The following is a 21,936-nucleotide window of genomic DNA, read 5'->3' on the forward strand; positions in this document are numbered from 1 at the left end:
CAAAGGGGTGCGCGATCATCCCCCTGGGTGCGGTATTGTTTCGGTGCACGTCGGCCCGGGGAAACCACCAGGTCAGACGGGCAACGGGACGTGGCGCAGCTTGGTAGCGCACTTGACTGGGGGTCAAGGGGTCGCAGGTTCAAATCCTGTCGTCCCGACCAGCTTCATCGCAGGTCGGAAGCCGTTTCCGCGGACAGCGGAAACGGCTTTTGCTGTTCCTGGGCGGGAGCCGGCCCGGGCCCGCCTCCTCGTCCGCCCCGCCGACGGCGCGGTCCCGTCACCCCCAGCCCGCAGTGTCGGTGACACCGCCCCACCCGCCGGCCGGCGGGTGACGCCCCGGGTGTCCGGGAGGCGGTGATGCCGCGAGTCGGCTCAACTCGGTGTGTGCACAGATCTTGCGCACCGGTGTGACGTGTGACACGGTCCATCGTCACCGGGTGTCAACGGATGGCATCCAGTGCCGTAAACCTCCGGGAGACCGTTGTGAAGCAGCAGCGAACCGAGCCGGACGACATCGACGACGTCCTGCATGCCACGGCGAGCCGCAAGGCCGCGTTCCGTCTTCTGCCGATCCTGTGCCTCGTGTACTTCATGGCCTTCGTGGACCGCACCAACGTCGGCATGGCCAAGACGGCGCTCGAAGCCGACGTGGGCATCAGCGCCGCGGCGTACGGCGTCGGTGCCGGTGTCTTCTTCCTCAGCTACGCCTTTCTCGAGGTGCCCAGCAACCTGATCATGCACCGCGTCGGTCCGCGCCGGTGGATCACCCGTATAGCCGTGACCTGGGGCCTGCTGTGCTCCTGCATGATGTTCGTACAGGGCGAGCTGTCGTTCTACATCGTCCGGTTCCTGCTCGGAGCGGCCGAGGCGGGGCTCTACCCGGCGCTCATGTACATCGTCACCGTCTGGTTCTCGCAGAAGCAGCGGGTGACGGTGGTCGGGATCATCTACCTGGCCGTGTGTGCCGGCCTCACGCTCGGAGGCCCCCTCGGCGGGGCGCTCATGGAACTCCACGGAGCCGGCGGGCTGTACGGCTGGCAGTGGATGTTCCTCGTCGAGGGCGTGATCACGGTCGCCGTCGCGTACCTCGTGTGGACCCGGGTGCCCGACCGGCCCGAGGACGCCCCGTGGCTCACGGCACGGGAGGCCGGGGTGCTCAACGACCGCGCGGTCGTGCGGACGGCTCCCGGGCACAGCAGCCTGAAGGGCAACCTCAGGGTCGCCTTCGCCCGGCCGTTCATCATCGCGCTGTCCCTGATCTACTTCGCCAACCAGGTCAACAGCGTGGCGATCCAGTACAACTTCCCGTCGATCGTCGAAAGTCTCGACGTCGAAGGATCCTTCATGATCGGCGTCGTGAGCGGCAGCGTGGGCATCAGCGCGTTCGTCGGCGTACTCGTGATCCCGTGGATCCAGCGCCGTGTGCGCGACGAGATCCGGGTCCTGACGTACGTGACGGCCGCCACGGTCCTGGTGGCGGTCGCGTACAGCGCCTCCGACGGTGCCCTGACGCGTATCCTGCTGATCGATGCCGCCATGATGCTGCTCATCGGCGTCCTCCCGCTCTACTGGTCGGTGGCGATGGCGAGAATGTCCGGGCTGATGGCGGCGGCCGGGCTGGCGTTCATCAACACCGTCGGACTCCTGGGCGGATTCGTCGGGCCGTACCTGTACGGACTCGCCGAGAGCCGGGGCAGTGAGGCGGCCGGGCACGCCGTGCTCATCGGAGCATCCCTCCTGGGGGCGCTGCTCGTGCCGGTGCTGTGGCGCACGGTGCGCTCCGAGGACCGCGGGTCCGCCCGTGACACGGACGAGTCGCCGGAGCGGGTTCTCACCAAGGGAGCGAAGTGAACGTACGCAACCGTGTCGTCGCCGTCCTGCTCGGCGTCCTGACGACCGTCACCTCGTGGGGCGTGACGTCGCCCGCGAGCGCACACGAGTCGTCCGTGGTGCGCCGCACCAGCCTCGGACTCGTCAAGGGCATCGACCAGAGCCGGTCCACCGGCACTCTCGCCTGGCTCGGAGTCCCGTACGCGGAGCCCCCCGTCGACCAGTTGCGCTGGCGTGCGCCGGTGACTCACCGGCCGTGGCGCGGAGTGCGCGACGCGCGCCGCCACGGGGACGGCTGCATCCAGGAGGGGCGTTTCTTCAGTCCGGCGCCGAGCGGTCCGCACTACGGGCTCGACATCCGTGACGGGCTGAGGAAACCCGTCGGTTCGGAGGACTGCCTCACGCTCAACGTGTTCCGCCCGTCGACCGCGCGCAAGAACCTCCCGGTCATCGTGTTCGTCCACGGCGGAAGCAACATGGTCGGCTACTCGGCGGACCCGATGTACGACGGACGCGCACTGGCACGCGAGGCCGACGCGGTCGTGGTCACCGTGAACTACCGCCTGGGCGTCTTCGGATGGCTCGACCTGCCCGGACTCAAGACCCGCGAGCCGGACAACGACTCGGGCAACTTCGGCACGCTGGACCAGGTCGAGGCACTTCGCTTCGTCCAGCGCAACGCGCACGCCTTCGGCGGCGACTCCTCGAACGTGACCGTCATGGGCGAGTCCGCCGGCGCGGTGAACGTCTGGGCGCTCATGGTCTCGCCGCTGAGCAAGGGCCTGATGCACAAGGCGATCCCGCTCAGCGGCGGCCTGCAGTTCGCCACGCCGGCATCGGCACGCACCTACGCCGAGCGGTTCGCGGACGAGGCGGCGGGCGCGGTGCACGAACCGGACGAGGCCGTGCGCCGCCTGAGGGCGATGCCGGCCGACGACCTCGTCCGCGCGCAGGTGCGGCTCGGTGCCGAAACGGGGGACCCGCCCCGGGTGATCGCGGACGGCTCGGTGCTGCCCACCGACCCTCACGCCGCGGTAGCGGCCGGACGGTACCGCGACGTGCCGGTGCTCGCCGGCAACACCGCGGAGGAGGGGAAGCTGTTCGGTTCGGTCATCGGTGCGTACCGCCCGACCGACTACCAGCGCTTCACGTGGCAGTACCGGTTCGATCCCGACCGCCCGTCCGGACTGGGGGTCGACGACTTCATCGTCGACCGGTACCTGCCGGCCGACGCCCCCGGCGGATGGAACGAGGCGGCCGGCGAACTGACCGACGCCGTCTTCACCGGAATCATCCGTGACTCCATGGACTCCCTGAAGGCGGCGGGAAACGAGCGTCTCTTCCACTACCGGTTCGACTGGAACCAGCAGCCCGCACCGTTCGACACCGTCTACGGCGCGGCGCACGCCATCGACCTGCCGTTCGTCTTCCACACCTTCGACCAGGGAGTGTTCGCGTTCTCGTTCAGCCGGCGCAACGAGCCCGGACGGCTCCAGCTGTCGCACATGATGACGGACAGTGTCCGCGCGTTCGTGCGTACCGGCAGTCCGCAGCACGACGGCCTCGGCGCACGGTGGGGCCGATGGCCGGACAACATGACCCTGGACGCGGGGAACACGACCGCGACCGCCCGGCCAGGCATGTTCGGCGGGCAGGCGGCAGCCGTCGAGAGCGGGGGATGACGGCCGTCCCGGCCCTGTCGCCGCCGTGGTCTATAGACTTCCGGGCAGGTTCGTGAACGACGACCGGGAGGCGGGAGCCGTGGCCGAGCGGGGGCTGGAGACGAAGTACCGCATCGCGGAGACGGCGATGGCGCTGTTCCTGGAGCAGGGCTACGAGAGCGTCACCGTGGAGGCCGTCGCGGACGCGTCGCGGGTGTCCCGGCGGACGGTCTTCCGGTACTTCGACGGCAAGGACGAACTGGCGTTCCCCGACCACTCCGCACGACTGGAACTGCTGGCGCGCCACCTGGTGGAGCCGACCCCGAAACGGTCGGCGGTGGACGTCGTCATCGCGGCCACCGAGGTGGTGATGCTCGATTTCCTCAGCAGGCCCGAACTGGTGCTCCGCCGCTTCAAGCTGACCCGGATCGTGCCCGAGCTGCGCAGGCGCGAAGTACTCGAGAACGAGCGCTACGTGTCCCTGACCAGGGGGTACCTGCGCGACCACCTGCCGGCGGACCGTCCGCCGTTCCTGCCGATGGCGCTCTCCGCGCTGATCGACTCGATGCACCGGTCGGCGCTCGGCGACTTCGCCCGCAGCGGCGGGACGGCGGACGCGTACGCCGAACTCAAGGAAGGCATGGAGTGGGTCCGCCGGGCACTCGCCGAGGAACCGGGCGCGGGCGGCCCCCTGCTGTTCGCCGTCCTGCCCGACACCGCGGCAGCACGGCGGTCGTTGGCCGCCCTGCGTGACGAGGCTCAGGACCTGTTCTGAGGCAGGGGCACCGCACGACGGCGTGGCCTGAGCCGTCGCGGGCCGCCCGCTGCCGCGACCGCAGTCGTCGCCCCCGCACCGGCCTCTTCGCGCGGTACCGCCTCCCCTCGCCGGTGGCCGCCGTACGCGGCGTCACCGGCGTCATCGGCGGGCTGCTCCCGCCGCTCGCCGTCCACGGCGTCACGGCTCGCGCGCCGGGCACCAGGCTCGCGACCTGCCGGCGACGGCCCCGGGGCTGTTCCTGCTCGGCGGAGTGCTCGCCGGCGGCATCGTCTTCGTCGTCGTCGCGTCCTTCCCGGCCCGGCTCGCCTTCGGCCGGTGGTGCTCCCCTTTTGGGAATGAGCCGGGAACGAGCCGGGAATGAGCAGGCCGCCCTCGTGGTTGTGGGGGCGACGGGTGACCCGCCGAAGCCCGTTGTCCCTTCTCCGTCGCCCCTTTGATGTGGAGTCACTCATGACCACAGCGCGGGATCTGCTCGTCGTCGTCATCGACACACGGTCCGGTACGTCCGTCGAGCCGGGCGATCTGTCGCTGGCGCTCGCGGGCGCGGAGCTGATCGACCTCATCGACACCGGGGCCGCCGACCTCGACGGGGACCGAGTGGTGGCGCCGGACCCGCGGCAGGCGGCGGAGCCCGCCGCGGGCCCGGCCACCGACGATCCGCTGCTGCGGCAGGCCGCGTCCTCGCTGGTCCGGCAGGAACCCCACGAGCCGGTCGAGGACTGGCTGTGGCGCCGTGGCCGCGACCTGGTGGACGCGTATCTCGCGGAGTCGGAGACGACGGGATCGGCTGCCCCCCGTTGGCGGACGCGGAAGCCTTCGCTGAGCATCGACCCCTCGGCGCTGGCCGACTCACCGGCGCGCCGTCACGCGAACGACCGCTGGGCGGCGCACGAACCCGTGCTCACCGCCCTCGCCGCCGCCGCGGGCGTCGGCGCCCGGGACGCCGGTGACCCGGGCGCCGACGATCCCGACAACGCCCTCGGGGACCACGACGACCTCGCGGATCTCGGCGACGACCGGATCGTGACCGTGCTCGCCGCGGTCAACGAAGCCGTCGTCGAGCTGGCCGGTGTACGACAGCGCCGGGCCGTCGAGGCGGCGGCCTTCGACAACATCTGGCGAGCCGTATGACCGGGGCGCGACGAGAACGGCCGGGAAGCGGCAGGGAGCGCGTCAGCTCAGGCAGCCCGCGTGCGCGAGGGCCTGCCTCAGCAGGACCCCGTGCCCGCCCGGCATCTCGTTCTGCACCGCATCCGACAGCGCCTCCTGAGGGCTGAACCACACCAGGTCGAGGGCGTCCTGCCGGGGCCGGCAGTCACCCGTCACCGGCACGATGTAGGCCAGGGACACCGCGTGCTGGCGTGGGTCGTGGTACGGCGTGACCCCGTGCGTCGGGAAGTACTCGGCGACAGTGAACGGCTGGAGCGACGCCGGGACCCGGGGCAGCGCCACCGGGCCGAGGTCCTTCTCCAGATGGCGCAGCAGCGCGTCCCGGACGCGCTCGTGGTGCAGCACCCGGCCGGAGACCAGCGTCCGGCTGACCGTGCCGTCCGGTCCGATCCGCAGCAGCAGGCCTACGCTGGTGACTTCGCCGCTGTCGTCGACACGTACGGGGACGGACTCGACGTACAGGATCGGCATGCGGGCACGTGTCATCTCCAGTTCGTCGGAGGACAGCCATCCCGGCGTGGTTTCGGTCGTGTCAGACATTGTTTGATCATACTTTCAACGGTCGGGTTGACGGGGATGGCCGCTCCGCGGGGGTGTGTCCTCCTCGAAGGGCTCGGCCGGGCCGGCAGGGGCGGGGCGGCGGGGGTCCGGGGCGACGCGTCAGGGTTTCATGGCCACCGCGCCGTACTGCGGCACCACCGGGGCGACGGAGCCGGTCCCGGCGCGCCATCGCGAGCAGGACACCAGGCCGGGCTCGACCGGAGTCAGCCCTTCGAGGAACGTGGCGATGTCCTCGGCGCTGCGAGCCGTGATCGGGGGAGTGGCGTTCTCGTTCCAGAACTCCATCGCCGGGATCTGGTTCTCGCCGCCCACCTCGGCGTCGTGGGTGGGGTGGGTGAGGACGAGGAAACTGCCGGAGGGCAGCCTGTCCATGACGCGCCGCACGGTTGCGCGCGCCTGCTCGGTGTCGAGGACGAAGTTGAGGATCCCCAGCATCATCACCGCGACCGGGCGGCCGAGGTCGAGGGTGGCGGTGGCCCGTTCGAGTATGGCGTCCGGGTCGCGCACATCGGCGTCGACGTAGTCGGTGGCGCCCTCCCGGGTGCCGGTGAGCAGGGTCCGGGCGTGCAACAGCACGACCGGGTCGTTGTCGACGTAGACGACCCGGGAGTCGGGCGCGATCCGCTGGGCGATCTCGTGGGTGTTCTCCGCGGTGGGCAGTCCGGTGCCGATGTCGAGGAACTGCCGCACACCGCGCTCACCGGCCAGGTAGGTGACGGCCCGCCCCAGGAAGTCCCGGTCCGCACGGGCGATGTCCCGGATGAGGGGGATGATCGAGGCGACCTGGTCGCCGACCCGCCGGTCGACCTCGTAGTTGTCCTTGCCGCCGATCCAGTGGTTCCACACGCGGGCGTTGTGCGCCACCGAGGTGTCCAGCCGCGTCGAGCCGCGCGGCGGGGCGTGCTTCTCATCCACGTCTCCTCCCCTCCCTCTCCCCTGCCTTCGCCCTTTCCCGCGACCGGATCCGGCCGTCGCGGCCATTGTGCCCGCGCGGTGATCACGTTGTCCCGGGAATGGGAGAGCGGGGCGGGGCGGAAGGGGAGGGGACGCCGACGGAAGGCGGGAAGCGCCGTGGAGGTCCGTCGCCGCGGTCCGTCACGCCTGGTGGGGGGAGTTCTCGGCCTCGAACATCCAGCGCTGCTTCTCCAGCTGGGCGGTGACGGAGATCAGCAGGTCCTGGGTGACCGGGTCCGGCTTCTCGGTGGCGTCGATGCGCTCGCGCAGCCGTACGATCGCGGCCCCCAGCGCCTCCGTCATCAGCCGCACGGCGTCCGCGTCGCGCAGCCGACCCTCCTCGGGGACGGGCAGCGCGAAGACCTTGGCGACGGTCTCCGGGCGGCCGTCCGGCGGCACGCCGAGCGTCGCGGCCCGCTCCGCGACCGTGTCGGCCTCGGTACGCGCGGTCGAGACCACTTCGTCCAGCTGGAGGTGGACCGAGCGGAACCGCGGACCCACGACGTTCCAGTGGGCCTGCTTGCCGATCAGTGAGAGACCGAGCAGATCCACCAGGGTGTCCTGGAGTGCCTTGCCGGCGACCCGGCGGGCCTCGTCGGGCAGGGTGCTCCGCACAACGGTCATGGGGTGTCGCTCCTCGTCGGTCGGATTCGCGGGCGCTCCGCGAACGCGCGGGTGCCCCGCTTCCCTCCGCGCAAACGCGGGCCCGCCGCGGTGCGCGCGGGGCCGGGCGGGGGTGGCGGCGAGCGCCGTGCGGGAAGCCGACAGGCGAGACGGTGCTTACGGCGATCGTTAGGTGGACATAGCATCGGTCTCCGCAATGGACACGATGACGCTCTGGCACCTCACCGGCTGGGAGTTCGCCGCCCTCGCCTTCGCAGCCCTGCTCGTGGGCTTCTCCAAGACCGCCGTCAGCGGGGCGAACACGGTCAGCCTCGCGATCTTCGCGGCGATGCTGCCCGCCCGCGCCTCCACCGGCGTACTACTGCCCATCCTCATCGCCGGTGACGTGCTCGCCGTCCTCACCTACCGGAGGCACGCCCACTGGCCCACGCTGTGGCGGCTGTTCCCGGCGGTCGCGGCCGGTGTCGTCGTCGGCACCGTCTTCCTGACGTGGGCGGACGACGAGGCCGTGGGGACGTCGATCGGGGCGATCCTGCTGCTGATGGCCGCGGTGACGGTGTGGCGGCGGCGGGTGGCGGACCGGGCCGCGAAGACCGCCTCCGAGGCGGAGAACGAACAGGGCGGACGGAACGGCCCGGACGAGGTCACCTCCCGGTCCGGCCGGATCAGGGCCCGCTCGTACGGCGTCCTCGGCGGCTTCACCACCATGGTCGCCAACGCGGGCGGGCCGGTGATGTCCATGTACCTGCTCTCCGCCGGCTTCCGGAAACTGGGGTTCCTCGGGACCTCGGCGTTCTTCTTCCTGATCGTCAACACGTCCAAGGTGCCGTTCAGCGTGGGCCTCGGACTGATCAACGCGGAGTCACTGCTGCTCGACGCGGCGCTCGTGCTGTTCGTCGTACCCGGCGCGCTGCTCGGGAAATGGGCCGTCGGCCGGATCAACCAGCGGTTGTTCGAGCAGTTGGTGATCGCGGCGACGGTGGTGGGCGGCCTGCAACTCCTGCTGCGCTGAGGAGGGAGCGGGAAGCGCCGACGGGGAGAGCCGCTGCTGCGCGCGCCGGGCTGGGTTCACCGTCCGAGGAAGGGCCCCTGTCCTTCCGGTACGTCCGGGAGATCCGGGTGGTGCCGGAACCGGCTCGGGGCCGCCGTACGGCCGACCGTCGCCGCCAGTTTGCGCAGCATCCTCCAGTTCAGGCGCGGGGGTGCCTGGGCCACCCCCGGCCGTTTGCGCGGGACGCGGACACGGAGCGCGCCGGGCGCGATACGGCAGCGGACGGGAGCGGGCAGCAGCAGCGCCTCGCCGTCGACCCCGGCCTCGATCTCCGCCCGGTCGCCCTCGATGAGGACCTCGGAGGCGGTCAGGTTGGTGAGCCGGCCCCGCGAGGGGTCCAGCAGCAGCACGGCGGCGTCGACCGCGCTCTCGACCTTGACGCCGAGGACCCCGAGCACACCCGTGTCCAGCCGCTCCCGTCGGCCGAGGCCGAAGGGGTCGTCGGTGCGGTAGGGGTTGTTGCTGATCAGTACGGCCTGCGGATTGTCGAGCACCGTGTCCCCGACATGGGCGACCAGCCGGCCTCCCTGCTGGCCGGTGAGCAGGTCGGGCAGCAGCTCCAGACTGGTGCCGATCTTGTCGTCCCGGTAGGCCGGACTCTGCACGATCGACGCGTACGCGCCGAAGGACGCGTTGTTCACGAAGGGCTGGCCACCGGCGAAACCCAGATCGATGCGCAGCTCCACCCCGTCGGTGAGCGCGTCCAGGCAGGCCGCCGGGTCACCGCGGTCCAGGCCCAGGTCCAGGGCGAAGTGATTGCGGGTCCCGGCGCTGATGACCAGGAACGGGATGTCGTGCTCGGCGGCCACGGCCGCGACCAGCGCCTGTGTGCCGTCACCGCCCGCGGCGCCCAGCAGATCCGCGCCGCCCGCGACGGCCTCCCGGGCCATGGCCGTCACGTCGTTCTCCTTCTCCGGATCGAGCAGGACGACCCGGGCGCCCAGCCGTTCCGCCTTCTCCCGCAGCCGGTAGCGGCCCACCTTGCCGCCGCCCGACCGCGGGTTCATGATGAGCACCGCCCGCCGGGGCGGCGGCGTCCGCCGTTCCCCCGGCCGTTCGCGCAGCCGCTCGCTTCCCGTCCCGCGCAGCGCGAACCTCCCGCTCCACACGGCCAGCGCCCACAGGGCCAGTGACAGCGGGAGGGCCCAGAACAGGATGACCGCGTACACGGTGATGACGGCCGCGGGCACACAGACGGCGACCAGTGCGGCGACCCAGCGCAGCGGCCCCCGCAGGGTCAGCGTCCACCACAGGGCGGCGGCGCTGGCGGCGAGCCCGAGCGCACCGCAGAGCAGCACCACCAGGCCTCGTGTGCCGCCGTAGACGAGCGGGATCACCACCGCGAGCGCGGCCGCGGCCAGCGCCGCCCGGGCGGCCCACCGCTGGGCCCAGTAGGCCTGCCTGCTCAAGTCCACGGCCATGACTCCTCCAGTCGCCGGCGTCATCGTAGGGTGTACGAGACCATGGGCGGGACCGGGTTCCGTGACCTGGTCACGGCGCATGTCCGACATCCGTGTGCCTGACCCGTTCCCGTACCCGTCCTGATCGGTTCCGGCCCTCGCCGTGGCGCGTTCCGGCCCGCGCGGCGCCTCTTTTCCCGGGCCGCCGCGCGTCCTTCGGCAACCGGCCCCGTACCTGCGCCGCGACCGCCCCGTACCGGCCTCGTACGCTCGACGCCATGTCCCCGCAGCCGTCGTCTCCGTCGCCGCCCCCGCACGTCCTGGTCCTCGGCGGCACCACCGAGGCACGCGAACTCGCCGCCGAGCTGACCGCCCGCCCCGGCGTACGGGTGACCACCTCGCTCGCCGGACGCGTGGCGCGGCCCGGAGCGGTCGCGGGCGAGGTGCGCGTCGGCGGCTTCGGCGGGGCCCGAGGACTCGCCGACTGGCTGCGCGACCAGCGCGTGACCGCCCTGATCGACGCCACCCACCCGTTCGCCGGGACGATCACGGCGAACGCGGCTCGGGCCGCGACCGCGACCGGCCTGCCCCTGGTCGTCCTGCGCCGCCCCGGCTGGCAGCCGGGCCCCGGCGACCGCTGGCACCCGGTCCCCACCCTGGAGGCCGCCGCCGAACTGCTGCCCCGGCTCGGGCACCGGGTCCTGCTCACCACCGGCCGCCTCGGCCTCGCCGCCTTCGCACACCTGACCCGGCTCCACTTCGCCGTACGGTCGGTGGAACCCCCCGAGCCGCCCATGCCGCCGCACACCCGTGTCCTGCTGGCCCGCGGCCCGTTCGGCGTGGCCGACGAGACGGCCCTGCTGCGCGAGCACCGCATCGACGTCCTGGTGACCAAGGACAGCGGGGGGCCGGCGACCTCCGCCAAACTCACGGCAGCACGCGAACTCGGTCTGCCGGTCGTGGTCGTCAGCCGCCCGCCCCTCCCGGAAGGCGTGCGCGCGGTGCCCGACGTCGCGGGCGCCCTGGAGCGACTGGGGCCTCTCTGACGCCTCCCGGGGCTCGCGCGTCCCCGTGGCTCACCCGTCTTCGGGGTTCCGGCGCAGCAGGTACGTGTCCATGATCCAGCCCTTGCGCTCGCGGGCCTCGGCGCGCAGCGCTTCGATCCGCGGGCCCGCCTCGGCGAGCGGTCCGGACACGAGGATCTCGTCCGGGGTCCCTATGTAGGCGCCCCAGTAGATGTCGACGTCCTGGTCGGCGTACCGCCGGAAGGCCTGGTGGGCGTCCAGCATCACGACCACGTCGTCCACCCCCTGCGGGAATCCCTCCGCGAGCCGCCGGCCGGTGGTGATCTGGACCGGGCGGCCGACCCGGTTGAGTCCCGTACGGTGCCGGGCGACGAGGGCGGAGACACTGCTGATCCCCGGGACGACGTCGTAGTCGAAGGCGACCTCGCCCCGCGCCAGGACCTCCTCGAGAATCGCGAGCGTACTGTCGTACAGTGCCGGATCGCCCCACACCAGGAACGCGCCGACCTGGTCCTCGCCCAGCTCATCGGCGATCAGCCGGGCGTAGATGTCCGCGCGGGCGCCGCGCCAGTCGCCGACGGCGGGGGAGTAGGCGGCACCGCCGGCCCGCCGGTCCCGCTCCGGGTCGCGCGCCTCGACGACGCGGTACGCCCGCTCCGGCAGGTGCGCGTCGAGCATGTCCCGGCGCAGGCCGGTCAGATCCGCCTTCACCTCACCCTTGTCGAGGATGAAGAACACGTCCGTGCCGCGCAGCGCCCCGACCGCCTGCAGGGTCAGCTGGTCGGGGTCGCCCGCACCGATACCGATGACATGAATCTTTCGCACGCCCCGAGTCTGCCGCACGCCGCCGGCACCGGGCCCACCGCCTCCACACACCGCCCCCCGCCCCCGTTGCCGGGAGCCGCCGCCAAGGAACCTCCCGCCTACGAGCCCTGCCCCCGCGCCCCCGCCCGCAGCCGGGGCGCCCGCGCCCCGGCGTCCACGGGAACGCCGTCCCCCCGTTCGGCCTCCGCCGCCAGCTCCCGGGCCCACGCGACGACACCGCCGAGGTCGATCCCGTACGGACGCGTCTCTCCCGCGCCCGCCGCCCACTCCTCGGCCGAGCCCGCCCCGCGCCGCAGCAGCCGGGCCCCGCCGGTCACGTTCCCGCGCGCCGTGTGCGTGAGCCCCACGGCGAGCTGGGCGAGCCCCCGCCACAGCTCCCGCTCCTCCTCGGGCCCCGACTTCCAGGCGTCCTCGAACACCTCGTGCGCGTGGAACGGCTTCCCCTCGTCCAGCAGCCGCTGCGCCTCGGCGACGCTCTCCAGCGGCGGCCGGACAACTCCCTCGGGCTGTCGCGGCACCCCCTGCGCCCCGTAGGGCAGCGGTCGCCCCAGCCCGTCCCGGGGCCGCGCACTGCGCGCCCGCCCGTCGCCGTCCCGGTCGCGCGCGTCGCCCGTCCGCCCGGAGGCGGCCCTGTCGTCCTGCTCCCAGGAGATGCTGTCCTTGCTTCCCATACCCCGATTGTCCCGTGCCCGGACCGCTTTCGGCCCGGCCGGGGCCGTGGGGTAAAGTACTGACCGCGCGATCACGCGGTCCACCGCATGTGAGCGCATCGGGACGTGGCGCAGCTTGGTAGCGCACTTGACTGGGGGTCAAGGGGTCGCAGGTTCAAATCCTGTCGTCCCGACTCGCGAGAGTCGCAGGCGAGGGCCGGTGTCGGAGATGTCCGACACCGGCCCTCGGCCATGTGCGGGGGCGGCGCCCGTCTGCGGGGCCGCCCGGAAGGCGCCGCCCGCTCTGCCCTGCGCGAAGACCGCCGAACGGATCGGGCTGACGGGGCGCGCGTGGAGAAGCCCGGGTACGCCGAGCCGGGCCGGACCGAGGCCGCCGCCATGGCGGCCCTGCTGGGCGACAGCGACCGCGGCTCCATGGTCCGGCACGGAGCCCCCGCCGGCGCCACTCGCCGGTGGCCGGCCGTGCCCGTCGCGCCCCTCACGGGGCAGCGGCACCGTCGTCCCTACGCGGCCGCCTCATGGGCTGCGGTCAACCTGTCGTGTTCCGGAGGTACTCGGTGAGGGCCTTGCCCGGCCGGAACGTGACCGCCTCGCCGTCCGTGTGGAAACTGCCGAAGCTGCCCAGGACGACCGTTTCCCCTCGACGGAGGGCCTCGGCGATCGAGCCCGGATGTTCCACGGTCCCGAAGACGGCGTCGAGCGCACGCTCGGCATGCTCGGGGGTGAGCCGACGGCCGTCGCCGTTGTCCGCCGCGTTGCCCGCGGTCGCCTCGATCAACTGGGTCCTGTCCATGTGTCCCGCCTGTTCGCTGGGGAGCCGGAGAGCCGGAGCCTGCGATGCCACGATCACGGCATCCGGTGGTCGGTGCATCCCCTGACGGGCGTGCGGGTGGGGAAGGGCACGGCCGGCACGGTGCGGCGCCCGGCCCCCCCACCGCAGGACGGTGAGCCGTTCGGCGGCACACCGCTCGCTGATTCGCCGGACGGCGGTTGTGATGAGGGTGACCTCCCCCCCCAGCAGAAAGCGAGTCGGTCGTGTTGGTCAAGAAGCTGCACGAGTCCGGAGTCCGAGCCGAACACGCCTACACGGCCGGCTTCGTCTCCATCGGTCTGTCCGTCGTCTCCTGGAAGGCCTCACTGCGTGTGGAGAAGAAGGGAGAGGAGCGCGCCGATCGTTGGGGCATCTTCGTCGGGGAGTGGGCCCCCACCTTCTTCGCCCTCGGCCTTGCACTGTCGACCTACGAGAAGTAGCACCGGCGACACCCGGGGGCGGTGTGCGGGACATCGCTTGCGGAACGCGCCCGGTGCCGGACCGGCAGCAACCTCCGGGCGCGGTCCTCCAGCGACCGGACGTGGCCGTACACGCCCTCTCCCCGGGGCCGACGACCCGGCAGGAGGCCGCTTCCCCGGCCCGGACCCTCTCGTGAGCTGCGGGGCGCACGGTGATCCCTCACCCTGGAAGGAGAGGGAACGAGCTTCCCGCAGTGCACGGTGAGGGGACCCGGAATGGCGAAGAACCGTAGTGAGGGCAAAAAGCCGAAGAAAGGCGACAAGGTCGCCTGGAGCAGCCACGGAAGTCAGGCCGAGGGCGAGGTGGAGAAGGAGATCACCGAGCGGACGGAGGCCGCGGGACGGACGGTGGACGCCTCGCCGGACGACCCGCAGTATCAGGTCCGCAGCGAGAAGTCCGGCAGGTCCGCGGTGCACAAGCCGTCCGCCCTGAAGAAGAAGTGAGGCCGCGTGGACGGCGACGAGCGGAAAGAGACCTGGGACGCATTCCGTGAGCTGGTGAACATGAAGCCGGCCGAACTGGAGAAGTGGCTGGCTTCGGAGCAGTCGCAAAACGCCGGACAGGACAAGGGCGGGGGAGAGTCCACGGGGCACGCCTCGGGCCGCCGGATCGTGGATATCCTGCGCGCGAAGAAAGGCGACCTCTCGGACGACGACTATCAGCACATGCGGAAAGTCGTCGGCTACGTCCGGCGGCATCTGGCCCAGCGGCCCTCGGGCGACGTCGAGGACACCCGGTGGCGGTATTCGCTCATGAACTGGGGCCACGACCCGCTGGCATGACAAAAGCCGCGTCAGGGGCGCTTCTCCGCACCGCTGCGGGGCGCGTGGAGAGCATGCCGGGAGCCGGGACAGTGCCGGCGTCCGTGAGCGAGGTGCCGCAGGTCATGGACGGTACGCCGGTGCACCGACCATACTGATCGGGCCCCTGGCCACTCACAGAACGACTCCATGGTCAAAAACAGCACTCCCACGCCCACCGTCCCCGACACCGTATGGCTGGCGCGCGGACGCCACCCGGGCCCTGAGCCCGAGCTGGACGTCCGCCGCAACCTCATCGCCCTCAAGGCGGCCAAAGGCCTCGACGACTTCCTGGAGCTCGACCCCGTCGAGGCGGTCCGGTCCACCGTCCTGCACCCCCGGGACGCCTCCGCCGACCCCGGCCCGTCGGCCCGCCGCCTCTTCGAGGCCCGCTGGCGTGTGGCCGGGGACGTCACGGTGCGCGCGCAGCTGACCACGTACGACCCGCAGGCCCGGGGGGAGGAGGCCGAGGGGGTCACCTGGATCCTCGTCGCCGAGGCGGGGCGTGCGTGGGACGCCCGCTGGCCGTCGCCCGCCACCCTGTTCTGGCCGGACAGCAGCCGGGTCGAGTGGGACCACGACACGGTGCCGGGCGTGCGCCTGCGGACGGTGAACCACCTGCCGAAGGACGACGACGAGGTGCGCCGCCGGCTGCGGGACTGCGCGCGCGGCAGCTGGTTCGTCCATGTCGTGGTGCACGAGGCGATGACACCGGACACGCGCGGGCAGCGGCCGATCGCGGAATTCCTGCCGCCGAGCCTGCGGCACCGGGTGGTCGAGCACCGGGGCACGCCGGAGCAGGCCCGGATCGCCGACTTCGCGCTGCAGCGGGAGCTGAAGCTGCGGATGCCGCGCGGAGGCGCCGTCGTCCTGCCCACGGTGCCGCGGCAACCGGGCTACGACCCGGAGCACTCCACGGTGCGCAACATCTTCCTGGACGGCTCGGAACCGGTCGAGTTCCTCGGCAGGATCATCGAGTCCGCCGCACTGCCGAGGCCCCTGCCGTCCGGGGCCGAGCAGGCCCTGACGCGGCTGCGCGAGGGCTGGCACCTGCTCAGCCCGGACGAGGAGCTGGCCCACGCCCAGGACATGGTCGCCAGGTACGCCCACGCGCTCGAAGCCATGACGGAGTCCCGTGACCGGTACCGGGAAGCGGCCGAGGCGGCGCAGGCCGCACTCGCCGAGGTGCCCGGCGGCGACGGCGTACCCCTGCCGCCCGCTCCGGGACCGGCGGCCGGGGAGGAGGGCTCGCCGCTCAGCAGCCTCACGAAGGCGTTCGGCCGCTTCCGGGCCACGAACAAGTAGGCCGTTCCCCGTCACCGCCCGGCCCCTCGCCCCCGGCACCAGCTACATCGACAACCCGGAGGGGCTGTCGGCGAAGGTGATCAGGGAGTCCGCCGAGCGCAGCAGGGAGCGGCTCGGCATGGAACGGCTGGACCTGCTCTACGCGCACATCGAGGACCGTGCGGTCCCTCTCCGGGAGACGGCCCAGGGATTCGCCGCCCTCGTCGCCGAGGGCACGGTCGGACTGCTCGGCGCGAGCAATCACGCGGTGTGGCGGGTGGAGCGGGCCCGCGCCCTCGCCGCCGCCGCGGGACTGCCCGGCTACGAGGTGCTCCAGTACCAGCACAGCTACCTGCGGCCCCGGGCCGACGTGCCCGAGGACCTCTTCCCCGACGGAAGCCTCGGGCACGCCGGCGCCGAACTGCTCACCTACCTGCGGGACGAGCCCCGGCTGACCCTGGTCGCGTACTCGCCGCTGCTGAAGGGCGCGTACGCCCGGCCGGAGCGGCTGCCCCGGGACTACGACCACCCGGGGACACCCGCCCGGCTGAAGGTGCTGCACGAGGTCGCCCGGGAGACCGGGGCCGGCGCCGGCCAGGTGGTGCTGGCCTGGCAGCTCGGCCACGAACCGCCGATCCTGCCGTTGGCCGGAGTCTCCTCCGTGGCACAGCTGGAGGAGAACCTGGCGGCGGTGGACCTGGAGCTGTCGTCGGAGCAGCGGGCCCGGCTGGACGCGGCGCACTGAGACGCCCGGGACGCCCGCCCCGTGCCCGCCGAAGGCCACCCGCTCAGGACCTGACCAGCAGCTGGAAGTCGAACGAGTAGCGCGAGGCGCGGTAGACGTGGGCCGCGTACTCCACCGCGCGGCCCGTGTCGTCGTAGGCGGTGCGGTGCATGGTGAGCAGGGCGGCGCCCTCCTTCTCGTCCAGGCGGGACGCCTCCCCGGCGGTGGCCGAACGGGCGCCGACGGTCTGCCTGGCGCTGTGCAGGGTGATGCCCGCCGCGCGCATCATGCGGTACAGGCCGGTCGACTCCAGCCGGGCGTCGTCCAGTTCCAGCAGGCCCGACGGGAGGTAGTTGCACAGGAGGGCGACGGGCAGGCCGTGGGTGCGGCGCAGACGTTCGAGGCGGACCGTTTCTCCGCCCTCGGGCAGACCCAGGGCCGCCGCCGCGCCGGGGGGCGCCGGGACCGTCTCGTGGCGGACGACCTCCGTGCTCGGGCCCTGCCCGGCCGCCTCCAGGTCGTCGTAGAGGCTGCTGAGCTCCAGGGGGCGCCTGACCTGGCTGTGCACCACCTGGGTGCCCACCCCACGCCGCCGGACCAGCAGCCCCTTGTCGACGAGGGACTGGATGGCCTGGCGGACCGTGGGGCGGGACAGACCGAGGCGCACCGAGAGGTCGACCTCGTTGCCCAGGAGATTGCCCGGGGCGAGGACGCCCTGCACGATCGCCGCTTCCAGCTGCTGGGCGAACTGGTGGTACAGCGGCACCGGACTGCCCCGGTCCAGGGGGAAGTCCAGTGAACCGAGCGCGGGTCCGGTCACGGCACGGGCCGGACCACCGGTCTTCGCCATGGACGTACCTTCCTGTCGCGGAGCGCTCCCGGGGCAGGAGCCGCTGAGGGGGCGGGGGTCAGGAGTTGCTCGGGAAGCCGAGGTTGATGCCCCCGTCGGACGGGTCGGGCCAGCGCGTGGTGACGACCTTGCCCCGGGTGTAGAAGGCGACGCCGTCGTTGCCGTAGACGTGGTGGCCGCCGAAGAGGGAGTCCTTCCAGCCGCCGAAGGAGTGGTAACCCACCGGGACCGGGATCGGCACGTTGACGCCGACCATGCCCGCCTTCACCTCGAGCTGGAAGCGGCGGGCGGCGCCGCCGTCCCGGGTGAAGACCGCGGTGCCGTTGCCCCAGCGGGAGTCGTTGATCAGCGCGATGGCCTCGTCGTAGGTCTCCGCACGGACCACGCACAGCACCGGACCGAAGATCTCGTCCTGGTAGGCGTCCGCGGTCAGCGGCACCCGGTCGAGCAGCGAGACACCGACGAAGAAGCCGTCCTCGTGGCCGTCGACCGTCAGACCCGTCCCGTCGAGCACGACCTCGGCGCCCTGCGCCGCCGCGCCCGTCACGTACGAGGCCACCTTGTCGCGGTGCTCGCGGGTGATCAGCGGGCCCATCTCGGAGGCCGGGTCGTTGCCCGGACCGATGCGGAGCTTCCTGGCCCGCTCGGTGATCCGGCCGACCAGGTCGTCACCGATGTCACCGACCGCGACCACGACCGACACGGCCATGCAGCGCTCGCCGGCCGAACCGTACGCCGCGTTGATCGCCTGGTCGGCGGCCAGGTCCAGGTCGGCGTCGGGCAGGACCAGCATGTGGTTCTTGGCGCCGCCCAGGGCCTGGACCCGCTTGCCGTGCTCGGTCGCCTTCAGCTGGATGTGCCGGGCGATCGGGGTGGAGCCGACGAAGGAGACGGCCTCGATGTCGGGGTGCTCCAGGATGCGGTCCACGGCCGTGCGGTCGCCGTGCACGACGTTCAGCACACCGTCCGGCAGGCCCGCCTCGGTGGCCAGTTCCGCGAGGCGGACGGAGGCCGACGGGTCCTTCTCGGACGGCTTCAGCACGAAGGTGTTGCCGCACGCGACGGCCAGCGGGAACATCCACATCGGCACCATGGCCGGGAAGTTGAACGGCGTGATGCCGGCGACCACGCCCAGCGGCTGGCGGATCGAGGCGACGTCGACGCGGCTGGAGACCTGCGTGGACAGCTCGCCCTTCAGCTGCACGCTGATACCGCAGGCCAGCTCCACGATCTCCATGCCCCGCGCGACCTCGCCGAGGGCGTCGGAGTGCACCTTGCCGTGCTCGGCGGTGATCAGCTCCGCGATCTCGTCGCGGTGGGCGTCCAGCAGCTCGCGGTACTTGAACAGGATCGCCGTGCGCCTGGCCAGCGACGAGGTGCCCCAGCTCTCGAAGGCGTCCTTGGCGGCGGCGACGGCGGCGTCCACCTCCGTGGTGTCCGCGAACGCGACCTGCTTCTCCTGGGCGCCGGTGGCCGGGTTCCAGACGGGGCCGAAACGGCCGGAGGTGCCTTCGGCGGGCTTGCCGCCGATCCAGTGGCTGACGGTCTTCATGAGAGCGGACGACCTTTCACGTGTGGTCGGGTTGGTAGGGAAGGGGGCTCGGGTGCCGGGCCCGGGGTGTCGGCGGCGCGGTGCGGAAGTGCCGCGGTGCAGAGGGTCAGAGGTGGCGGCGGCGGCCGGCGGCCCGGGCGTCGTAGCGTTCGCGCGCCCGGACGGCGGCCTCGCGGGAGGCGACCTCGGCCACCGGCACGTCCCACCAGGCCTCGGCCGGGGGAGTGGTGGGCGCCGGGTCCGTCTCCACGTACACGCAGGTCGGACGCTCGGCGGTGCGGGCCCGGGCCAGGGCGTGGCGCAGCTCCCCCACGGTCCTGGCGCGCAGCACGTCCATGCCCAGGCTGGCCGCGTTCGCCGCGAGGTCCACGGGCAGCGGGGCGCCGGTGAAGGTGCCGTCCTTCGCCCGGTAGCGGTAGGCGGTGCCGTAGCGCTCGCCGCCGGTCTCCTCGGACAGGCCGCCGATGGAGGCGTACCCGTGGTTCTGGACCAGCACCAGCTTCACCGGCAGCCGCTCCTGGACGGCCGTGACGATCTCCGTCGGCATCATCAGGTACGTGCCGTCGCCGACCAGCGCCCACACCGGTGTGCCGGGCGCGGCCTGCTGGACGCCGATCGCGGCCGGGATCTCGTAGCCCATGCAGGAGTAGCCGTACTCCAGGTGGTACTGGCGCGGGCCGCGCGCCCGCCACAGTTTGTGCAGGTCGCCGGGGAGCGAACCGGCCGCGTTGATCACCACGTCCGCGTCGCCCACGACCGCGTCGAGCGCGCCGAGCACCTGGGTCTGCGTCGGTACGGCGTTCTCGTCATCGGCGCGGTAGGCGGCCTCGACGACCTGCTCCCAGCGTTCCTTCCCGGCCGCGTACCCGGCTTCGTACGCGGCGTCCACGCGGTGCCCGGCCAGCGCTCCGGCCAGTGCCTCCAGACCGGTCCGCGCGTCGCAGACCAGGGTGCGCGCTCCCAGCTTGTGCGCGTCGAAGCCGGTGATGTTGAGGTTGAGGAAACGCACGTCCGGGTCGGCGAAGAGGGTGCCGGAGGCGGTGGTGAAGTCGGAGTAGCGGGTGCCGACGCCGATCACCAGGTCGGCGGTGCGGGCCAGTTCGTCGCTCACCGCCGTGCCCGTGTGGCCGATGCCGCCCAGGTCGGCCGGGTGGTCGTGACGCAGGGAGCCCTTGCCGGCCTGGGTGGAGGAGACCGGGATGCCGGTGGCGTCCACGAGGGCCCGGAGTGCTTCCTCGGCCTCGCTGTGGTGGACGCCGCCACCCGCGACGATCAGCGGACGGCGGGCGGCCCGTACGGCCTCGGCCGCCGCCTCCAGCTCGACGGGGTCCGGTGCCGGACGCCTCACGCGCCAGACGCGGTCGGCGAAGAACTCCTGAGGCCAGTCGAACGCCTCGGCCTGCACGTCCTGCGGCAGGCAGAGGGTGACGGCGCCGGTCTCGGCCGGGTCGGCGAGCACCCGTACGGCGTTCAGCGCGGACGCGATCAGGGCCTCGGGGCGGGTGATCCGGTCGAAGTAGCGGGAGACGGGGCGCAGCGTGTCGTTGACGGACACGTCCGCCTCGACCGGGTGCTCCAGCTGCTGGAGCAGCGGGTCCGCCGCGTGCGAGGCGAAGTAGTCGCCGGGCAGCAGCAGCACCGGCAGCCGGTTGACGGTGGCGAGTGCCGCGCCGGTGACCAGGTTGGTGGCGCCGGGGCCGATCGAGGTCGTCACGGCCTGCGCCGACAACCGGTTGAGCTGGCGGGCGTGGGCGACGGCCGCGTGCACCATGGCCTGCTCGTTGCGGCCCTGGTGGTACGGCATGACGTCGGCGTACTCGACGAGCGCCTGCCCGACGCCCGCCACGTTGCCGTGGCCGAAGATGCCCCACGTGCCGGCGATCAGCCGGTGTCGTACGCCGTCCCGTTCCGTGTACTGGGCGGCCAGGAACCGCACCAGGGCCTGGGCGGTCGTCAGTCGGCGGGTGGCGGCGCTCATACGGACCTCTCCGGGGCGGTGTAGAGGGGCAGGCGGGGGTCGAGGGGCTGGTCGGGCCAGGTGGAGCGGATCCAGGCGTGGTCGGGGTGGTCGCAGATCAGCCAGGCGCGTTCGTCCTCGGGGCCCGCCATGACGTTGAGGTAGTACATGTGGTGGCCGGGCACGGCCATGGACGGCCCGTGCCAGCCGTCCGGGATGAGCACCACGTCGCCGTCGCGCACCTCGGCCAGGACGTCCGTGTCCCGGCCCGGACCGGACGGGGAGACCCGCTGGTAGCCGAGGCCGGGGATGCCGTCGTGGTCCGCGAACTCGAAGTAGTAGATCTCCTCCAGCACGGACTCCTCGCCCGGCCGGTGCTCGTCGTGCTTGTGCGGCGGGAACGACGACCAGTTGCCACCGGGGGTGATCACCTCGACCGCGATCAGCCTGTCGCACTCGAAGGTGCCGGCCGCCCCGAAGTTGTTGACCTGACGGGAGCAGGTGCCGGTACCGCGCAGTTCCACGGGGATGTCCGAGGCGGGTCCGTAGCGGGCGGGCAGCCGCCGGGTGCAGCGGGCGCCGGTGAGCGCGAACCGTCCGCCGCCGGCCGACGTGACGGTGGCGCGGGCGTCGCGCGGCACGTAGGCGAAGTCGGTGACGCCGTCGAACACGCCGGTGCGGCCGGCGAGTTCGAACGAGTCGTGGCCGAAGTCGTCGGCGGAGGCGACCGTGCAGCCGCCGCTGAGCGGCAGGACGATCCACTCGCTCGCGCCGGTGTCGAAGGTGTGCGTGCCGCCCGGCTCCAGCTCCAGCACACGCAGGCCGGCATGGCCCCAGCCGGCCGACTCGGGGGACACGTCGACACGGTACGGGCCGGCCGGGGCACGGTCCGCGGGAAGGTGATGGGTCATGGCAGCCTTTCCGGTCA

Annotated in this window: 21 protein-coding genes, 2 tRNA genes and 1 pseudogene; 13 read left to right on the forward strand and 11 right to left on the reverse strand. The window is 72.5% G+C overall.

What is annotated here, in order from left to right; translation table 11 throughout:
* Positions 1-84 precede the first annotated feature (84 nt).
* From ACWZEH_RS31190 to ACWZEH_RS31210, 5 genes are all read left to right on the forward strand, one after another.
* Positions 85-161: transfer RNA gene (locus ACWZEH_RS31190), tRNA-Pro, on the forward strand.
* A gap of 322 nt (positions 162-483) precedes the next feature.
* Positions 484-1,851, forward strand: coding sequence for an MFS transporter (locus ACWZEH_RS31195; protein WP_456194403.1), 1,368 nt, complete (start codon positions 484-486; stop codon positions 1,849-1,851).
* Positions 1,848-3,512, forward strand: coding sequence for a carboxylesterase/lipase family protein (locus ACWZEH_RS31200; RefSeq protein ID WP_456194404.1), 1,665 nt, complete (start codon positions 1,848-1,850; stop codon positions 3,510-3,512). The genes ACWZEH_RS31195 and ACWZEH_RS31200 overlap by 4 nt, the downstream gene beginning before the upstream one ends.
* Positions 3,513-3,564: 52 nt before the next feature.
* Positions 3,565-4,266 (forward strand): TetR/AcrR family transcriptional regulator, encoded by a 702-nt coding sequence (locus tag ACWZEH_RS31205; RefSeq protein WP_456194405.1) that lies wholly within the window; start codon positions 3,565-3,567, stop codon positions 4,264-4,266.
* Positions 4,267-4,719: 453 nt separating this feature from the next.
* Positions 4,720-5,400, forward strand: coding sequence for a GPP34 family phosphoprotein (locus ACWZEH_RS31210; RefSeq protein ID WP_456194406.1), 681 nt, complete (start codon positions 4,720-4,722; stop codon positions 5,398-5,400).
* A 42-nt stretch (positions 5,401-5,442) separates the two neighbouring features.
* Here ACWZEH_RS31210 and ACWZEH_RS31215 read toward each other — a convergent pair whose 3' ends face one another.
* The 3 genes from ACWZEH_RS31215 to ACWZEH_RS31225 all read right to left on the reverse strand — a co-directional run bounded on the left by ACWZEH_RS31215 (position 5,443) and on the right by ACWZEH_RS31225 (position 7,578).
* Entirely contained in the window at positions 5,443-5,979 is a 537-nt protein-coding gene (locus tag ACWZEH_RS31215) for an NUDIX hydrolase family protein (RefSeq protein WP_456194407.1), read from the reverse strand.
* 120 nt (positions 5,980-6,099) lie between these two features.
* Positions 6,100-6,915, reverse strand: coding sequence for an SAM-dependent methyltransferase (locus ACWZEH_RS31220; protein ID WP_456194408.1), 816 nt, complete (start codon positions 6,913-6,915; stop codon positions 6,100-6,102).
* A 180-nt stretch (positions 6,916-7,095) separates the two neighbouring features.
* Positions 7,096-7,578: a Dps family protein gene (locus ACWZEH_RS31225; RefSeq protein WP_456194409.1), complete on the reverse strand. Its 483-nt coding sequence runs from the start codon at positions 7,576-7,578 to the stop codon at positions 7,096-7,098.
* A 196-nt stretch (positions 7,579-7,774) separates the two neighbouring features.
* Between ACWZEH_RS31225 and ACWZEH_RS31230 the strand changes: the two genes are divergently transcribed.
* On the forward strand, positions 7,775-8,590 hold the full coding sequence (locus tag ACWZEH_RS31230; protein ID WP_456194410.1) for a sulfite exporter TauE/SafE family protein: 816 nt from the start codon (positions 7,775-7,777) through the stop codon (positions 8,588-8,590).
* Positions 8,591-8,646: 56 nt separating this feature from the next.
* On the opposite strand, the gene ACWZEH_RS31235 is transcribed toward ACWZEH_RS31230, so the two are convergent.
* The gene (locus ACWZEH_RS31235) at positions 8,647-10,050 is read right to left on the reverse strand and encodes a diacylglycerol/lipid kinase family protein (protein ID WP_456194411.1); all 1,404 of its coding nucleotides are present in this window, start codon (positions 10,048-10,050) and stop codon (positions 8,647-8,649) included.
* Between the two features lie 257 nt (positions 10,051-10,307).
* On the opposite strand from ACWZEH_RS31235, the gene ACWZEH_RS31240 reads away from it, so the two are divergent.
* Positions 10,308-11,075 (forward strand): cobalt-precorrin-6A reductase, encoded by a 768-nt coding sequence (locus ACWZEH_RS31240; RefSeq protein WP_456194412.1) that lies wholly within the window; start codon positions 10,308-10,310, stop codon positions 11,073-11,075.
* A gap of 30 nt (positions 11,076-11,105) precedes the next feature.
* Here the strand turns inward: ACWZEH_RS31240 and cobF are convergent, their stop codons facing one another.
* The gene (gene cobF, locus ACWZEH_RS31245) at positions 11,106-11,879 is read right to left on the reverse strand and encodes a precorrin-6A synthase (deacetylating) (protein WP_456194413.1); all 774 of its coding nucleotides are present in this window, start codon (positions 11,877-11,879) and stop codon (positions 11,106-11,108) included.
* 98 nt (positions 11,880-11,977) lie between these two features.
* Positions 11,978-12,550 carry a DUF309 domain-containing protein gene (locus ACWZEH_RS31250; protein WP_456194414.1) on the reverse strand — a complete coding sequence of 191 codons (573 nt, stop codon included), beginning with the start codon at positions 12,548-12,550 and terminating at the stop codon, positions 11,978-11,980.
* 99 nt (positions 12,551-12,649) lie between these two features.
* On the opposite strand from ACWZEH_RS31250, the gene ACWZEH_RS31255 reads away from it, so the two are divergent.
* Positions 12,650-12,723: transfer RNA gene (locus tag ACWZEH_RS31255), tRNA-Pro, on the forward strand.
* A gap of 356 nt (positions 12,724-13,079) precedes the next feature.
* Here the strand turns inward: ACWZEH_RS31255 and ACWZEH_RS31260 are convergent.
* Positions 13,080-13,343 carry an HU family DNA-binding protein gene (locus ACWZEH_RS31260; protein WP_456194415.1) on the reverse strand — a complete coding sequence of 88 codons (264 nt, stop codon included), beginning with the start codon at positions 13,341-13,343 and terminating at the stop codon, positions 13,080-13,082.
* Positions 13,344-13,585: 242 nt separating this feature from the next.
* Between ACWZEH_RS31260 and ACWZEH_RS31265 the strand changes: the two genes are divergently transcribed.
* From ACWZEH_RS31265 to ACWZEH_RS31285, 5 genes and pseudogenes are all read left to right on the forward strand, one after another.
* A complete protein-coding gene (locus ACWZEH_RS31265) occupies positions 13,586-13,801 on the forward strand; it encodes a hypothetical protein (RefSeq protein WP_456194416.1) in 216 nt (71 codons plus the stop codon).
* Between the two features lie 255 nt (positions 13,802-14,056).
* Positions 14,057-14,284: a hypervirulence associated TUDOR domain-containing protein gene (locus ACWZEH_RS31270; protein WP_456194418.1), complete on the forward strand. Its 228-nt coding sequence runs from the start codon at positions 14,057-14,059 to the stop codon at positions 14,282-14,284.
* A gap of 6 nt (positions 14,285-14,290) precedes the next feature.
* Entirely contained in the window at positions 14,291-14,623 is a 333-nt protein-coding gene (locus ACWZEH_RS31275) for a DUF3140 domain-containing protein (protein ID WP_456194419.1), read from the forward strand.
* 168 nt (positions 14,624-14,791) lie between these two features.
* The gene (locus ACWZEH_RS31280; protein WP_456194420.1) at positions 14,792-15,946 is read left to right on the forward strand and encodes a hypothetical protein; all 1,155 of its coding nucleotides are present in this window, start codon (positions 14,792-14,794) and stop codon (positions 15,944-15,946) included.
* Between the two features lie 13 nt (positions 15,947-15,959).
* Positions 15,960-16,670 (forward strand): annotated as a pseudogene (locus tag ACWZEH_RS31285) (aldo/keto reductase); the annotation flags it as partial.
* 43 nt (positions 16,671-16,713) lie between these two features.
* On the opposite strand, the gene ACWZEH_RS31290 reads toward ACWZEH_RS31285, so the two are convergent.
* The 4 genes from ACWZEH_RS31290 to iolB form a co-directional block, all read right to left on the reverse strand.
* Positions 16,714-17,499: a GntR family transcriptional regulator gene (locus ACWZEH_RS31290; RefSeq protein WP_456194421.1), complete on the reverse strand. Its 786-nt coding sequence runs from the start codon at positions 17,497-17,499 to the stop codon at positions 16,714-16,716.
* 58 nt (positions 17,500-17,557) lie between these two features.
* A complete protein-coding gene (locus ACWZEH_RS31295; RefSeq protein ID WP_456194422.1) occupies positions 17,558-19,051 on the reverse strand; it encodes a CoA-acylating methylmalonate-semialdehyde dehydrogenase in 1,494 nt (497 codons plus the stop codon).
* Positions 19,052-19,157: 106 nt separating this feature from the next.
* Positions 19,158-21,029: a 3D-(3,5/4)-trihydroxycyclohexane-1,2-dione acylhydrolase (decyclizing) gene (iolD, locus tag ACWZEH_RS31300; protein WP_456194423.1), complete on the reverse strand. Its 1,872-nt coding sequence runs from the start codon at positions 21,027-21,029 to the stop codon at positions 19,158-19,160.
* The gene (gene iolB / locus ACWZEH_RS31305; protein ID WP_456194424.1) at positions 21,026-21,919 is read right to left on the reverse strand and encodes a 5-deoxy-glucuronate isomerase; all 894 of its coding nucleotides are present in this window, start codon (positions 21,917-21,919) and stop codon (positions 21,026-21,028) included. The genes iolD and iolB overlap by 4 nt, the downstream gene beginning before the upstream one ends.
* Positions 21,920-21,936 lie beyond the last annotated feature (17 nt).

The organism is Streptomyces yamdrokensis (assembly GCF_053890455.1).